24 protein-coding genes and 1 pseudogene are annotated in these 12,239 nt (G+C 71.1%); 1 reads left to right on the top strand and 24 read right to left on the bottom strand.

Going from position 1 to position 12,239, the window contains the following annotated elements:
* Positions 1-2: 2 nt before the first annotated feature.
* From ABZX40_RS13355 to ABZX40_RS13285, 15 genes are all read right to left on the bottom strand, one after another.
* Positions 3-536 carry a hypothetical protein gene (locus tag ABZX40_RS13355; RefSeq protein WP_355734820.1) on the bottom strand — a complete coding sequence of 178 codons (534 nt, stop codon included), beginning with the start codon at positions 534-536 and terminating at the stop codon, positions 3-5.
* 2 nt (positions 537-538) lie between these two features.
* Complete coding sequence (locus ABZX40_RS13350; protein WP_355734817.1) at positions 539-739, bottom strand: hypothetical protein; 201 nt, start codon at positions 737-739, stop codon at positions 539-541.
* 14 nt (positions 740-753) lie between these two features.
* Positions 754-1,839, bottom strand: coding sequence for a hypothetical protein (locus tag ABZX40_RS13345; protein WP_355734814.1), 1,086 nt, complete (start codon positions 1,837-1,839; stop codon positions 754-756).
* Positions 1,840-1,919: 80 nt separating this feature from the next.
* Positions 1,920-2,333 carry a DUF6292 family protein gene (locus tag ABZX40_RS13340; RefSeq protein ID WP_355734811.1) on the bottom strand — a complete coding sequence of 138 codons (414 nt, stop codon included), beginning with the start codon at positions 2,331-2,333 and terminating at the stop codon, positions 1,920-1,922.
* 122 nt (positions 2,334-2,455) lie between these two features.
* Positions 2,456-2,695: a hypothetical protein gene (locus ABZX40_RS13335; RefSeq protein ID WP_355734808.1), complete on the bottom strand. Its 240-nt coding sequence runs from the start codon at positions 2,693-2,695 to the stop codon at positions 2,456-2,458.
* Positions 2,696-2,778: 83 nt separating this feature from the next.
* Positions 2,779-3,003, bottom strand: coding sequence for a hypothetical protein (locus tag ABZX40_RS13330; RefSeq protein ID WP_355734805.1), 225 nt, complete (start codon positions 3,001-3,003; stop codon positions 2,779-2,781).
* Positions 3,000-3,407, bottom strand: coding sequence for a hypothetical protein (locus tag ABZX40_RS13325; RefSeq protein WP_355734802.1), 408 nt, complete (start codon positions 3,405-3,407; stop codon positions 3,000-3,002). The genes ABZX40_RS13330 and ABZX40_RS13325 overlap by 4 nt, the downstream gene beginning before the upstream one ends.
* Positions 3,408-3,461: 54 nt before the next feature.
* Entirely contained in the window at positions 3,462-3,668 is a 207-nt protein-coding gene (locus ABZX40_RS13320; RefSeq protein WP_355734799.1) for a DUF6011 domain-containing protein, read from the bottom strand.
* Complete coding sequence (locus tag ABZX40_RS13315) at positions 3,665-3,865, bottom strand: hypothetical protein (RefSeq protein ID WP_355734796.1); 201 nt, start codon at positions 3,863-3,865, stop codon at positions 3,665-3,667. Before ABZX40_RS13315 ends, ABZX40_RS13320 begins: the two co-directional genes overlap by 4 nt.
* Complete coding sequence (locus ABZX40_RS13310; RefSeq protein ID WP_355734793.1) at positions 3,862-4,296, bottom strand: hypothetical protein; 435 nt, start codon at positions 4,294-4,296, stop codon at positions 3,862-3,864. Before ABZX40_RS13310 ends, ABZX40_RS13315 begins: the two co-directional genes overlap by 4 nt.
* The gene (locus ABZX40_RS13305; RefSeq protein ID WP_355734790.1) at positions 4,293-4,694 is read right to left on the bottom strand and encodes a hypothetical protein; all 402 of its coding nucleotides are present in this window, start codon (positions 4,692-4,694) and stop codon (positions 4,293-4,295) included. The genes ABZX40_RS13310 and ABZX40_RS13305 overlap by 4 nt, the downstream gene beginning before the upstream one ends.
* Positions 4,691-4,996: a hypothetical protein gene (locus ABZX40_RS13300; protein WP_355734787.1), complete on the bottom strand. Its 306-nt coding sequence runs from the start codon at positions 4,994-4,996 to the stop codon at positions 4,691-4,693. The genes ABZX40_RS13305 and ABZX40_RS13300 overlap by 4 nt, the downstream gene beginning before the upstream one ends.
* Positions 4,993-5,700: a hypothetical protein gene (locus ABZX40_RS13295; protein WP_355734785.1), complete on the bottom strand. Its 708-nt coding sequence runs from the start codon at positions 5,698-5,700 to the stop codon at positions 4,993-4,995. Before ABZX40_RS13295 ends, ABZX40_RS13300 begins: the two co-directional genes overlap by 4 nt.
* The gene (locus tag ABZX40_RS13290) at positions 5,697-6,860 is read right to left on the bottom strand and encodes an HNH endonuclease (RefSeq protein WP_355734783.1); all 1,164 of its coding nucleotides are present in this window, start codon (positions 6,858-6,860) and stop codon (positions 5,697-5,699) included. The genes ABZX40_RS13295 and ABZX40_RS13290 overlap by 4 nt, the downstream gene beginning before the upstream one ends.
* Positions 6,861-6,877: 17 nt before the next feature.
* On the bottom strand, positions 6,878-7,987 hold the full coding sequence (locus tag ABZX40_RS13285; RefSeq protein ID WP_355734771.1) for an HNH endonuclease: 1,110 nt from the start codon (positions 7,985-7,987) through the stop codon (positions 6,878-6,880).
* Positions 7,988-8,137: 150 nt separating this feature from the next.
* Here ABZX40_RS13285 and ABZX40_RS13280 point away from each other — a divergent pair, with 150 nt between their 5' ends.
* Positions 8,138-8,353: a type II toxin-antitoxin system prevent-host-death family antitoxin gene (locus ABZX40_RS13280; protein ID WP_355734768.1), complete on the top strand. Its 216-nt coding sequence runs from the start codon at positions 8,138-8,140 to the stop codon at positions 8,351-8,353.
* Positions 8,354-8,513: 160 nt separating this feature from the next.
* Here ABZX40_RS13280 and ABZX40_RS13275 read toward each other — a convergent pair whose 3' ends face one another.
* From ABZX40_RS13275 to ABZX40_RS13235, 9 genes and pseudogenes are all read right to left on the bottom strand, one after another.
* Positions 8,514-8,843, bottom strand: a complete 330-nt coding sequence (locus ABZX40_RS13275; RefSeq protein ID WP_355734765.1) for a hypothetical protein — start codon at positions 8,841-8,843, stop codon at positions 8,514-8,516.
* Positions 8,840-9,052: a helix-turn-helix domain-containing protein gene (locus tag ABZX40_RS13270; RefSeq protein ID WP_355734762.1), complete on the bottom strand. Its 213-nt coding sequence runs from the start codon at positions 9,050-9,052 to the stop codon at positions 8,840-8,842. Before ABZX40_RS13270 ends, ABZX40_RS13275 begins: the two co-directional genes overlap by 4 nt.
* 123 nt (positions 9,053-9,175) lie before the next feature.
* On the bottom strand, positions 9,176-9,682 hold the full coding sequence (locus tag ABZX40_RS13265) for a hypothetical protein (RefSeq protein WP_355734759.1): 507 nt from the start codon (positions 9,680-9,682) through the stop codon (positions 9,176-9,178).
* Positions 9,679-9,996 (bottom strand): hypothetical protein, encoded by a 318-nt coding sequence (locus tag ABZX40_RS13260; protein ID WP_355734757.1) that lies wholly within the window; start codon positions 9,994-9,996, stop codon positions 9,679-9,681. The genes ABZX40_RS13265 and ABZX40_RS13260 overlap by 4 nt, the downstream gene beginning before the upstream one ends.
* Positions 9,997-10,057: 61 nt before the next feature.
* Positions 10,058-10,603 (bottom strand): endonuclease domain-containing protein, encoded by a 546-nt coding sequence (locus ABZX40_RS13255; protein ID WP_355734754.1) that lies wholly within the window; start codon positions 10,601-10,603, stop codon positions 10,058-10,060.
* 205 nt (positions 10,604-10,808) lie between these two features.
* Positions 10,809-11,114 carry a hypothetical protein gene (locus ABZX40_RS13250; RefSeq protein WP_355734751.1) on the bottom strand — a complete coding sequence of 102 codons (306 nt, stop codon included), beginning with the start codon at positions 11,112-11,114 and terminating at the stop codon, positions 10,809-10,811.
* A 380-nt stretch (positions 11,115-11,494) separates the two neighbouring features.
* A pseudogene (locus tag ABZX40_RS13245) lies at positions 11,495-11,767 on the bottom strand (WhiB family transcriptional regulator); the annotation flags it as partial.
* Positions 11,764-11,988 (bottom strand): hypothetical protein, encoded by a 225-nt coding sequence (locus ABZX40_RS13240; protein ID WP_355734748.1) that lies wholly within the window; start codon positions 11,986-11,988, stop codon positions 11,764-11,766. The gene ABZX40_RS13240 and the pseudogene ABZX40_RS13245, both read right to left, overlap by 4 nt.
* A complete protein-coding gene (locus tag ABZX40_RS13235) occupies positions 11,988-12,239 on the bottom strand; it encodes a hypothetical protein (protein ID WP_355734745.1) in 252 nt (83 codons plus the stop codon). The genes ABZX40_RS13240 and ABZX40_RS13235 overlap by 1 nt, the downstream gene beginning before the upstream one ends.

Genomic DNA, 12,239 nt, shown 5'->3' with positions numbered 1-12,239 from the left:
GGTCACGCTTCCTTCGCGGGCGTTGTGCCGGGGCAGTGGACGGGGGTGACGCCGGGCTGGGGCTGCCAGTCGTGCGGCGGGTGCGGGCGGCGCAGGACGGCGGCGCTGCACGGGACGGCGGGCCCGGGGCAGACCCACGGCCAGTCCGGCTCGGCGTCCGCAGCGCAGCAGGCGGGGCAATCCTCCGCGTTGCCCCCGGTGTGGGCGAGCCTCCCCGAGGCGATCAGCCGGGCCAGCGCGTCGGTGGCCGTGCGCCCGTTCACCTCCACGTGAGGCGCGGCCTCCTGGGCGAGGCGGAGCGCGGCGTCGTGGTCGAAGCGGTGGCCTGTCAGCCATGCGTCGTCCCGTTCGGAGGGGATCGGCTCCCAGTCCCACGTGCCGTCGGCGCCGAGGCACTGGTGGCCCCGGAGGATCGCCCACTGGTCGTGGCCCCGGTACTCGACGGTGATCTCGTAGGCGTGACCGCCGAGGGTGTTCTCGCTCTCGGGGAGGAGGTTCACGGCGTACTGGGTGGCACGGACGTGGGGTATGGCCATGGTCACGCCTCCTTCGCGGGCGTGTCGGTGAGGGCCGCCCGAATCCGCGCGGTCGCGGCGTGGATAGCGGCATCGTCGGTGGCCGCATCGATCGCGCCGAGGTCGGCGAGGACGCTGTCGGGTACCGGCGCGGGGACGGTACGCGGGGCGCGGGGCGTTTGCCGCAGGCCGATCAGTCGGGCTGCGCGCTGGTGCTGGTCCATGGGGCTCCTTCGGCTCAGGCGGTGGTGGTGCCGGGGCAGACCCACGGCCAGTCCGGCTCGGCGTCCGCGTGGCGGCAGGCGGGGCAGTCCTCGCCGTTCGCGCCGTCGCCGAGGTGCGCGGGCTGGGGGCGCTCGGCCTCGATCGTGTAGGTCGTGGTCTCCCGGACGAGGCGCCGCCGCACAGGCGTGCCGTCGGGCCAGACGGGGGTCTGTTCGGCGGCAGCCTGCATGGCGGCGGTCGCGGCGTCGAGGTCGGACCACCCGCCGACGCGCCATTCGTCGGTGGAGGGGTCGTGGGTCTCGATCTGCCACTGGTGGGTGGTGGCGTGATGGGGCTCGGTGTCGGGCTGCTGCTGCGCCCCGGCTTCGTCGGTCGCCAGCAGCGGCCACGGACCGGGTCCTTCGAGGCGCTGCTCGGGGTGGACGTGGGCGAAGTGGGCGCGCGCCCCCGCCGGGAAGCGGAGGGTGACCGGGTACGGGCAGAGGGGGCAACGGACCGGGCCATCGGTGAGATCGACGGCGGTGATCGGCTCCAGCTGCTGCATCTCGGAGGTGGCGCGCATGGCTGCCTGCTTGACCTGCATGGCCTGGACGATCTGGGCGGCGTACACGCGGTCCTGCTCGCGCTGCTGCGGCTCGGCAGCCAGACGGCGCAGCCGCTCCAGCGCGGCGGTATCGGCGTCGGTGAACCCGCGGCCGAGGGACAGTTCCTCGGCGGCCTGGTCGAGCGCGAAGGTGAGGAACTGGCGCTCGGGCTCGGTCAGGACGGCGGCCCGGTCGGCGGGCGGCGGCAGCAGCACGGCCAGCACCGCGTCCCGGGCCGCTTCCATCGCCGCCTCAAGGCCGTCGTCCCATCCGGCCTGGTAGTGCTTCGACCCGTCAGGCGACGGCGTCTTCAGCGCGAAGACGGATCGCACGACATGCTTCGCCGCCTCGTCCGGGAGGAGGGCAGCGGTGCGGTCGCGGAGGTCGGACCTGTCCGGCGCGGCGGCGGCCATCTCACGGGCGTGCAGGGCAAGCGCCTCGCTGATCACCTCGGAGGGCAGGCCGCTGCGCCACAGCAGCGCGCGGGCGGTCTCGGTCGGGCCGGGCTGGGTCATGGTCTGCTCCAGGAGGGTGTGGGAGGGTCGGGGTGCCGGCCGCCCCCGTCGTTAGCGGGGACGGCCGGTGCTGCGTTCGGTCAGGGCTGCGTCTCCCACGCCGTGATCGCCGCCTCCAGCGGCCGGGAATCCCACGACCAGGTGCCGTCGTTGCAGATGCGGCCCGTCGACAGGTGCCCGCGCAGGGCGTTCGCGGCCGAGCACGCCACCTGCCGCGGGCTGGAGAACGTCAAGACGCCCGCCAGGTCGAGGTCGTGCACGTTTCGGCCGCCGCCGTCCTCGATGAGGTGCCAGCCGCGGTCCTGGTCCCAGCCCAGGTACACGCCGTGCTGCCATGTGTCGGCGTCGATGTCCTTGAGGTCGACGTGGATCCAGCCTTCGAGGAGGCGGCCGTCGGGGCTGCTGGTGCCGCCGTCGGTGACGGTGATGCCGTAGTCGGCGAGGGTGTCGGCGACGGCGGTGATGTACGGGTCGTGGGGCAGAGCGTCAGCCATGGTCAATTCCTCCAGGTGTCAGGTGAGTTGGGATGGTATGGGGTGGGTGTGACAGTGCCCCTGGCGTGGCACGCTCGGGGGTGCGGGCCGCCGTGGCTCCAACACGGCGGCCGGTGTCGTGCTCACAGCAGCGCGTCCTGCACAGCGGCGGCGTCCACCGGATCGAGCGCGGCAGGCTCGGGCAGCGGCAGCGGGTTGAACTCGATCCAGGCGTGCGCCCAGTTCCGCTCCCGCATGTCCGCGAAGGACAGAAGATTCCGCCGCAGGTCGCCGCCGATGACCGCGGTGAGGGCGCCGTCCGGGTGCAGCGTGCAGTCGAACGGCGGCCGGTCCGGGGTGTGTACACGGATCGGGGTCGGCACGTCCGGTAGGGCAATCTCCCGCTGCGCGGGCGCCTCGACCGTGGCAACCGGGCGGGTGCAGTGCGGGCAGCTGCACGGGCCCCTCACTCGACTTCCCCGGCGAGAAGGCGTTCGACGGTGCTGGTGTCGACGCACAGCCGGGCGGCGATGGCGGCGTGCTGGTGTCCGTCGTAGGCGAGCTGGCGGGCCATGCGCGCCCATTCGGCAACCCGGTCGCCGGGCTGGATGTAGCTGTCGTTCGCGCTGTGCCAGGGGGTCTCGTCTTCGGCGAGCCGCTGCTCGATGAGGGGTGCGGGCTGGCCGGTCACCGGGACACCTCCACAGCCGTGCCCGGGTCGACATCCGGGTGCGTGAACCGGACCGGCTTGCCCAGCTCACGGGCGTAGGCGATCTCCGCGCGGGTGCTGTCACCGATGTAATCCCCAATGACGAGCACCCGGTCGGCCAGGCGGATCTTCTGCCGGTGCTGCTCGTCCAGGCGCACCTTCAGCGCCTCCGCCTCGGCCTGGTCGGCCCACAGTGGGTGCGGGAGCTTCATGTTGCAGTCGGGCTTCAGGACGAGCGCCCCGGCGACGGACTCGGTGATGGCGGCTTCGGTCATCTGGTCGGCGAATCTCATCGATCCGCACAGGACGACGACGTCGCGGATACCGAGGCGGGCCTTGCCGTCGGCGAGTTTCTGTTCGGGGGTGAGGAGTTCGGGATAGCTCATGGTCGTTTTCCTCCGATAGGTACTGGTTGGTGCGGCGGTCCGTGTTGGTCGCGGTCAGCCGGTCGGTAGCTCGGGCTGCACGGGGATGGCGAGTTGGCCGGGTATGTGGGCTGCTGGTGTGGTGTGTGCGGGTCTGTGGATGCGAGGCGCTGTGTGGCCGCCGAGCTTCCTGCGGCAGACCGGACCGGCCAGGACCGCCCGTGAGGTCTCGTCGCGCAGCAGGCGCCCGCACAGGCGGCATCTGGGGGTGCCCTCGGTCATGCCGCCTCGCTGTCGGTGATGAGGCGGAGTCGGGGCCGGTGGGCGTCGGGTGTGCCGACGGCTTCGCAGAGCGCCTGCCAGTGGGCGTCTTGCTCGGCTCGGGTCCAGGCCGGGGCGTCGGCAGGGCGGGGGTGGGGTGCCGGGGGCTCGGGCCGAGTGGGGATGGCTTCCTGGAGGAGCCGCTCCAGCGGGCTCACCGGGTGTGCCCCGTCCACGGCTTGAGGAGGCCCTTACGGCGGGCGTGCATGACCCACTTCGCGGCGGTCGAGTGGGAGATGTGGAAGTGCTCGGCCACGGCGCGGGTCGGGCTCTTCCCGTCGTCGCGGGCTTCGAGGTAGACGGCGGCGACGTCTTCGAGGTGGGCGTGGGTGATCCGGTAGCGCTTGGTCTTCTTGCCCGCCGCGGTTGTGGGTCCGGTGAGGTCCATGCCTGCGGCGGGGCTGCACGGGACGGCGCCGACGACGGGCCAGTCGGCGACGGCCTTGTCGGTCTCGTAGCCGGTGGAGCCCCACCGGTCGGTGATCATCCACCGGGCGGGGTGGGGCGGCGAGGGCCAGAGGACGGCGAGGCGGGTGCCGTCAGGGGAACGGCGGACGGTGCCGAGCAGGTCGGGCGTGGTGGTGGTCACTGGTCCTCCAGGGGCAGTGCGGTCTGCTGGCCGGTGACGGCGGCTTCGCGGGCGAGGCAGGGGCGGCAGACCTCGGGGTAGTGGATGGCGAGGGAGGAGTGCAGGGCCATGGCCGTCTGGATCTTGATGTGTTCGGCGAGGGTGCCGTGGGCGGCCATGTCGTCGATCGCGGCGTCGGTCATCAGCGGCTCGTCGAGCGGCTGCCACCAGCCGCAGGGGCAGCCGTCCTCGCCCCCGATGCCGAGGGCTGCGGTGTGGGCCCAGCAGGCATGGTGGCGGTGCTGGCGGCAGGCGGGGCAGATGGTCGTCTTGTCGCCGAAGGGGACGACGGTGTAGCCGGGGCGGAGTTCGGAGTCCTTCGCGCGGTAGCCGCGGGTACGGCCTGCTCCTCGGGTCATGCGGCGGTTTCCTCGGCTTCCTGGCGGCGGCGCGGGTGGACGTCGGCGAGCGGGCGGCCCTCGATGTGGCACGGCGTCCCGGGCGCGACCTGGCAGTCGGGGCAGCACGCGGTCGCCAGCACCCAGGCGGTGACCCGCTGCGGATGGGGCTGCGGGAGGCGGTGGTCGCGGGTGCGGAGCGTGCAGGGCCGGTGGGCGGCGGCCCCGCAGTGGGGGCAGGGGACGGCGCGGGCGGGGTGGTGGCCGGCGCGGAGCTGATGGCGCAGCTCGGCGGGCATCGGAGCGGAGGGGCGGAGGGTCATGAGGCGGTCTCCTGTTCGGCGAGGTAGCGGGCGGAGGCGTCCCGGATGCGCTGCTCCTGTGCCTCGCGCTGTTGCGGGGTGAGGTCGGTGTGGCCGCGGGCGGCGCGCCTCCGGCTGCTGTGGGGCTTGCGGCCTTTGCCGAGGGGCTGTTTGCTGCTGGCGCCGGGCAGGTGGCAGGGGCGGCCGATGGGGGCGTGGCAGGCGGGGCAGATCACGCCGAGGGGCCCGGCGCGGCGGACGCTGTCGGCGAGGGACTCCTCGTCGGTGTCGGGGACGGTCCGGTTGCCCTCCCAGCCGCGCGCCGCCAGCTCCTCGACGAACTCCTTCGGCGGGGCCCCGGTGAGCGCCGGGCGCCCGGTGGGCGGCGGGATGCGGCCGGAGGCGATGGCGTGGACCTGGCCTCGGTAGCGGGCCATGAACTCGCCGACCGTCTCGTCGCCGACGGGCTCGTACTGGAAGTTCTCCAGCCGCTTGCTGCGGATCTTGGAGCGGAGGGTGCGGACGTGGTGCGGATGGATCCACAGCCGGGCGTCCGGGTCCTTCGGGGCGGTCGAGTAGTAGGCGGCGACCGCGGCCTTCGTGTCGGCGTCGAGGGGCACGTCGTGGAGGGCGGCGGCCCAGGCGGTGCGGGCGGCAACGGACGGTTTGCGGTTGTCGAAGGCGGCGCAGTGGCCGAGGAGTTCGGCGGCCTCGTACTCGTTCACGCGGAGTCCTCCGATCGGGGCGGGGTGGCGAGGGCGGCCCATCCGGCGACGCGTTCGTCGGTGCCCGTGAGTGCCTGGCCAGTGGGGAGCTGGATGACGTTGGCGGCTTGCGCTGCTCGGCGGATCTCGGAGAAGGCGAACTGGAGGGTGTTCGCGGTGACGGGCTTGCTGGTGTCTCCGAGACGTTCGACGGCGCGCCACAACTCGCCGGGTTCGGTGCCGTTGGCGAGGGTGTCCGCGATCACGGAGCGGACTTGGCGGCGCTTGTAGGAGTTGCCGCGGGCGAAGCGGTCGAGGAAGGCGTCGGTCATCCGGTCCGGGAGGGGCTTCTCGCCCGTCTGCGAGACGGCGCGGTTGCCGGACGGCTCAGCGGGGGGTTGGGGGGGGTCCTCTTCCCTTCCTTTCCCTTCCTTTCCCTTCCCTTCCGTCAGTGAATGGTTCAGTGAAGAAATATCGCTGTCCGTAGCGGTTGACGGCTCTTGGATGAACCAAGTGTCAGATTCCTTCACTGAACCGTTCAGTGAATCGTTCATCGCAAAGTCATGCGTGTTCACTGAACGGTTCAGTGAGTCGCTCACTGAAGCCTCGATCCCGGCCAGGCTGCGCGGCGGAACGAACTCCTCCTCCGGAGTGTCGCGGCGGGCCACCACGCACGCCTGGTGCGCGGCGCGGACGTTGGACGGGTGGTCGCTGCCGCCGGCCGACGGCGGGCGGATGTGGTCGATCGAGAGGTTGTGGTCGTCGTTGACCACAGGGAGTCGCGGGATGTCCAGGCCGCAGAGCTGGCAGACCCAGCCGTCGCGGCGGGCGTACATCTCCCGGACCTTGTAGTTACCGAGGGACGGTGGCGGAAGCTTGCTCTTCTGCGGGCGGTTGATCCTCTGGTGCTTGCGGAAGTTGACGACCACCGCCATCTGCTGCCGGGCCACGCCGCCGATATAGGGGAAGACGAGCCCGGCGTCCGACAGCAAGCCCATGAGGTGCTCGACGTACTTGAGGGTGACGTCATCGTCGTACATAAACGTCTGGGCCTTGATGTACGAGGGCGTCCATCGGAGCAGCCCTTCGTCGTCGGCCATGTTGAAGGTCGAGATGAAGAGCAGCCGGGCGTCACGGGGCAGGAGCCCGACGACCTCGTCCTCCCAGAACTCCGGCTTCACGGTACGAATGCGCGGCATCAGCGCTCACCGCCCTGCACATCCGGCTTCGGCAGGTAGTAAGCGAGGTCCGTCGACAGGAACCCGCCCGCGAGATCCGCGGCGTTGAGGAGCCAGTCCCGGCCGTATCCCGCTCGGACGGCATCCGCGAGCTGCTTGAGAAACTCTCTCTCGCCTCGCTGTGTGGGAGCTCCGTCGGGACTCATCTGCTCCCACTTGGACGCCCAGATGTTGAGGATCCCGGCGCCGCTTTCGTACTGCTCGTCGGTGAGCGGAGTCTGCGCGGCGAGCTGTTCGGCCGTCTTGAACTCGTCAGGCAGGTACGTGCTGGGGTCGGTGGCGTGATCCGATCCGGCCAGGAACGCCTGCTCGGTGAGTTCCAGCTGCGCAGACAGGCCGCGGGCCAGCATCTCGCTCACGTCCTGCATGAAGTCGAGCGCGTCGGCCTCGCTGGGGGATCCCGGGCCGATCCGCTGCCAGGCCCACACCCAGGTGGAGTAGAGGTGGCACGACACACGGTTGTGGATTCGATCGTCTGACGGGCCGGGACTCTCTGACTCGTCGGCGAGGATTCGGCGGGCGTCCTCCTGCAAAGCGGTGACCTGGTTCCAGGCGATGCCGCAGCAGTACTTGAACTTGTTGGCCGGAAGCACCTTCTCGTTGCCCATGGACGCGTCGACGATGTCGCCCCACACCTGGGCGGGAAGGCCAGCGACACGGAAGCGCTCGATGCTCGGTTTCCAATCGCCCGGAAGTTCGAGCGTCTTGCGTTCGGCACCCTCACCTATGCCCCATCGCTCCCACTCCTTGAGGAACGCGGCACGGTAGTTGTGCTTCGGCCTCTGCTGTTCGAGCAGGTTGTCCGCGGCCTGCTGCATGGCGGCGGACCATCGGAGAGCGTCGCTGGAGACCGCGGCCACGTGAGCGGCATCGGGGCTGGCACTGCTCTTTCCGCTGTTGCAGGGTTCGCAGGCGGTGACGAGGTTGTCGGGGGTATCGGTGCCGCCGAGCGCGACGGGGGTGACGTGATCGACGCGCAGCGGTGCGTCCGGGGCAGACGCTCCGCAGTACCCGCAGGTGTGGTTGTCGCGCCGGAAGATTTCGTACCGGAGTCGCTTCGAGACGGCCATGCAATTCCCGTTCATGACGAATTTCAAATGCCGGGGGCGGTGAATTGCGCGGCACATTCCTGCCGCGCTTCGGCTCCCCTTGGACGGTTCGCGTACATCATAGCGCTCATGTCGCTCATGTACATAATGATCGTGAGGTACACTCCGCACATGACCGCGCCCAAGATGGAGCACCAGGAGAAGATCGCGGACTTCCGCAACTCGCTCGCCGACGCGATCGAGCGCGCCCGCTACTTCGACGAGACGACCGTGCTCACCAGCCGCGGCAAACGTGTGGCCGTCCTCGTGGGCATGGACTTCTACGAGCGCGCGCTGGCCGCCATGGGTGAGCAACGGGTGCTCGTCGAGCGGCCGGCCGAGTCCTGACACCACCGCTCCTCCTCTCCTGGCCCCGTTCCGGCAGGGCTTCGTGCTGTTGTTGTAGGGGCCTGTCCGCCTGCGGCGTGGGATGCGTGAAGGGGTTTGCAAGTCGCGCTGATGTGCGCAAACGCCGTGTCTCATGGCCCTGGTTGACGGCAGGGGCGAGTCACGCGACCCTCCCGGCCTGCGCGGCGCGGGTGCCCCGCCACACGGCGACCCGGGACCGCTCGCTCGTACGGCGGGCGCTGCGGTCGGTCCCCGCGTCCTCGATCAGCCCCTCCCGGGCGAGGGACTGCACGAAGTTGCCCCAGTCGGCTTTCGCGTTGGCCGGCTCGGGGAGGTCGTTCTCCACGGCGATCTCGTACGACGTGAACCGGCGCCCGCTGCGCGCGGCGGCGACGAAGGCCGGGCGGACGTGGTCGGCCCACTCCGGGTAGCTGAGCGTGGCGGGCGCAGGGAGGGTGCCGTCGAGCGCGGGCTGTATCGCGGGGGTCACCGCTCGGCCCCCGCTGTGCCTGTCGCGGCCCGGAAGCCGCGCTGGTTCCGCAGCCGTACCCCGGCCTCCAGGAGGAGGGTGCGGGTGGTGCCGTAGGAGCGGCCGATCTGGCGGGCGGTGGAGTGGATGGTGCATCCGGCGAGGTAGAGGTTGGCGGCTTGGGCCATGAGGCGGGTGCGGGCGTCGCCGCGGGTGGGTTTGCCGGTCACGGTCTGGCCTTTCGCGTGGTGGTGTGGGGTCCGGGCCGCTCCGCCGGGGGGAGGTGCGGGGCGGCCCGGGGTGGCGGCTGCTGGCGGGTTGCGCCGGGGGAAGCAGCCGCCCGTCAGGCGGTCTCAGTCGTGGTCGTAGGACTCGACCTCGATGCCGTCGGCCCGGACCGTCACCTCGGCGTGGTCGCCGAACGCGTCCAGCAAGACGTGCTCGAAAGCGCCGCCCTCGATCGCCTTCTCCAGCGCCTTGCACCGGTCGTACCGGGCACGGTCCGGACCCTCGTAGACCTCGCTGACGACGACTCGCCGCTTCGTGACCGGGTCGACGTCGCCCCACTCCGTGGTGACCTTGCCGAGAGTGCGGTGCCCCCACATCTCCAGCTCGTCCTCATCGGCTTCCTCGTCCGCGGTGGTGCGGACCCATGTGCCGTGGGCGCTGAAGGTGCAGGGGTCGCCGTCGTTGAAGTACGGGGTGTACTGCCGCCACCCGAACTCTGTGATGGTCGGGTCATCGAGGACGGCCTGGAGGATCGGCTGGAGCTCTTCGATCGGCTTCTGCTCGACGCGTCCGGCGCCAGGGGTGATGTCGCCCTGGACGGGGATGCCGAGGAAGTTGGTGCGGTCGGTCACTGGTCTGCTCCGGTCGGCTGGTTGAGGAGGAGATGGGAGAGCGGGACGGTCTTGCGCTGGCTGCCGGACATCCAGGGGGTGATGGGCATGCCGTCGATGTAGTCCGCCGGGGAGGGGAGCCAGCCGAGGTCCTCAAGTACGTGCTGTTCGGCGATCAGTCGGACAGGGACCTGCACGGTGGACCGTTCCTTGGGGACGTCGAGGGTGACGCCGAAGATCCGCTGGCAGAGCCAGACGCCCTCGGTGTGGTGGTAGAGGGAGCGGTGGCGGACGTCGCCGATGATCCGTTTACTGGAGTCCAAAAACTCGTGCACCGGGAGGTAGATGGACGGATCGCCTCCCCACTTCCGGGCAGACGACTGCGCGTGATGCCAGCTATTCACCGTGCTTCTCCAAGTAGTTGGCCGCAGCTCGCAGCGCGGCGGGGTCGTGCAGGAAGAGGCCGAGCCCCCGGTTGCAGCGCCCGCATAGGAACTCGCGGAGCGCGCCAGTGGCTTCGTTGTGATCGAGGTGCAGTTCGCCGTCAGCGCCGCAGATGGCGCACTTGTCGGCCTTACTGCGCAGGTCGTCGTACTCCTCCAGCGTGATGCCGTAGACCGTGGCAACGCGGTACCGCATGGAGGAGCGGTTGCTGGAGCGGGCCTTGCGCGTGCAGGTCTTGCACGCGGCGGCGAGGCCGTCCTTTGACTTTCCGTGCTTCCAGAATTCGCCGAGGGGGCGGAAGTCCTGGCATCCGTAGCACCAGCGTTGCCCTTCGGGTGCTACGGGGCGACTGGTCTTGTTCACCGGCTCCTGCCGGATGCGGCTGATGGTGCTTTGGCTCGTATTGAGCTGCTCGGCAATCGCTCGCTGGGGCACGCCTTCGCTCAACAGGCGCAAGATCGCGGCCCGTTGTTCGTCTGACAGGTGCTTGGAACCCATCCGAACCTCCATGATTCGTTTTCACCTATCGTATTTGACTGTCAGTCATGGTGAAATGAATCAGCGTGATTCGTGAATGGGCAGGTAGAGGTCGGGACTCCCCCCCATTTGCGGGCGCTGCTCTGGGCGTGGTGCCAGGAGTTCACGCGTGGTCTCCTTGGGTGGTGGCCCCGCCGCACTACTTCTGCGGCGGGGCTGCTCGGGGTCAGGTGGTGTGGTGGACGGCTGCCTGCGCCGCCCGGAAGGCGCGCGGGTTGGAGCGGCGTTTGCCGGAGGCGATGGCCCGGTCGTCGTGGACGCGGGAGTCGGACAGCGGCGACGGGGTGGTCCAGGCACCCGCGGGGGCGCCCGGCCCCGGTGAGGTCTCGGGCAACCCTCGGAGGGCGTTCGGGGTGTGGGCGGGGCAGCGCGGCCCGGTCAGGTACGCGCGCACTCCATCCGCCGCACGGCAGTGGCGGCGCTCGGCGCCGATCCAGTGCGTGCACTCGGCCGCCGTGCGCGGGCCGCTCACGCCGCCCTCGCCGCGCCGCCGCCGCGGAAGACCCGGGCGTCCGCGTTGGCCTGCTTGCACGGCTCGCACGCGTCCTCACCCCGCGAGCGATGCCGCGCGTACCCGGTGCGCGTCCCGCACACGGCGTCCGAATCCCGGATCACCGCGTCGATCAGATGGGCGCCGTCGTAGCAGGTCGTGCCGCACGTGCGGCGGACAGCGCCCTCCGGCTCGCGGCCGTGGCCGACGATGAACGCGGCCTGGAGAGCGGTGTACCGGCGCCCCCGGAATTTCAGGTTCTGGCCGCCGCCCCAGCGAAGGTGTCCGTCGTCCGTGCGGCGGGTGTGGCGGGCGAACGCCTCGGCGAGGGTCGCGGGCGGCGGCTCCGGGTCGGGCTCCGGCCTGCCGCGGGCCTGGCGTCGCTTCACCGACAGGCGCTGCTTCTCGTCGAGGCCACCCCACACGCCGTGCTGCTGGCTGGTGTCGAGCGCCCACGTCAGGCAGGCCACCGCGACGGGGCAGCCGCGGCAGATCGCCTTGGCATCCTCGACGCCGAGGGTGTCGTTGGAGTGGGGGAAGAAGCGGTCGGTGTCGTCTCCCCGGCAGGCGGCACGGTCCCGCCAGTCCTCACGGCGGCCGAGGGTGTCGGGCGCGGAGCCGCTGTACTGGCTCATGGGGTCACCGCCTGAGTGGTGTTGATGGGGCAGTCGGCGGTCGTCGTCCCGGGCGCGGCGGTCCGCTTCGGCCGGGCGCCGGGCGGGGGCGGGAGGAGTCCGAGGGCGTCGAGGAGGAGACGGCAGTCCACGGCGTCCACGGCGCGCGAGGCCGTGTGTCGGGTGGCGAGGCGGCGTTCCTCGGGGGTGTTCTGGCTGAGGGGCAACAGGCGCGGGGCCATCACTGGTCTCCGTCCGGCTCGCTGTGGACGGCGGTGTGGAGGCGGTCGCGTCCGGCCTGCCACTCCGGCCCGGCGGCGAGCGTGACCGGGTCCTGACGGCGGGCCGTCTCCGCCCGCTCGTGCGTCTGCCGGACGACACGGGCGTGGGGCGACTCGTGGCGCCGCTCCCAGCGGAGCACCCGCCGGTACGCGACCAGCAGCAGGGCCACGATCACGGCGCCCGCCACGACGGCGGCGGGAAGATCGCCCAT

This window comes from Streptomyces sp. NPDC004610, from assembly GCF_040609715.1.
Lineage (GTDB): Bacteria > Actinomycetota > Actinomycetes > Streptomycetales > Streptomycetaceae > Streptomyces.
This window is presented reverse-complemented; position numbering and strand designations above follow the sequence as displayed.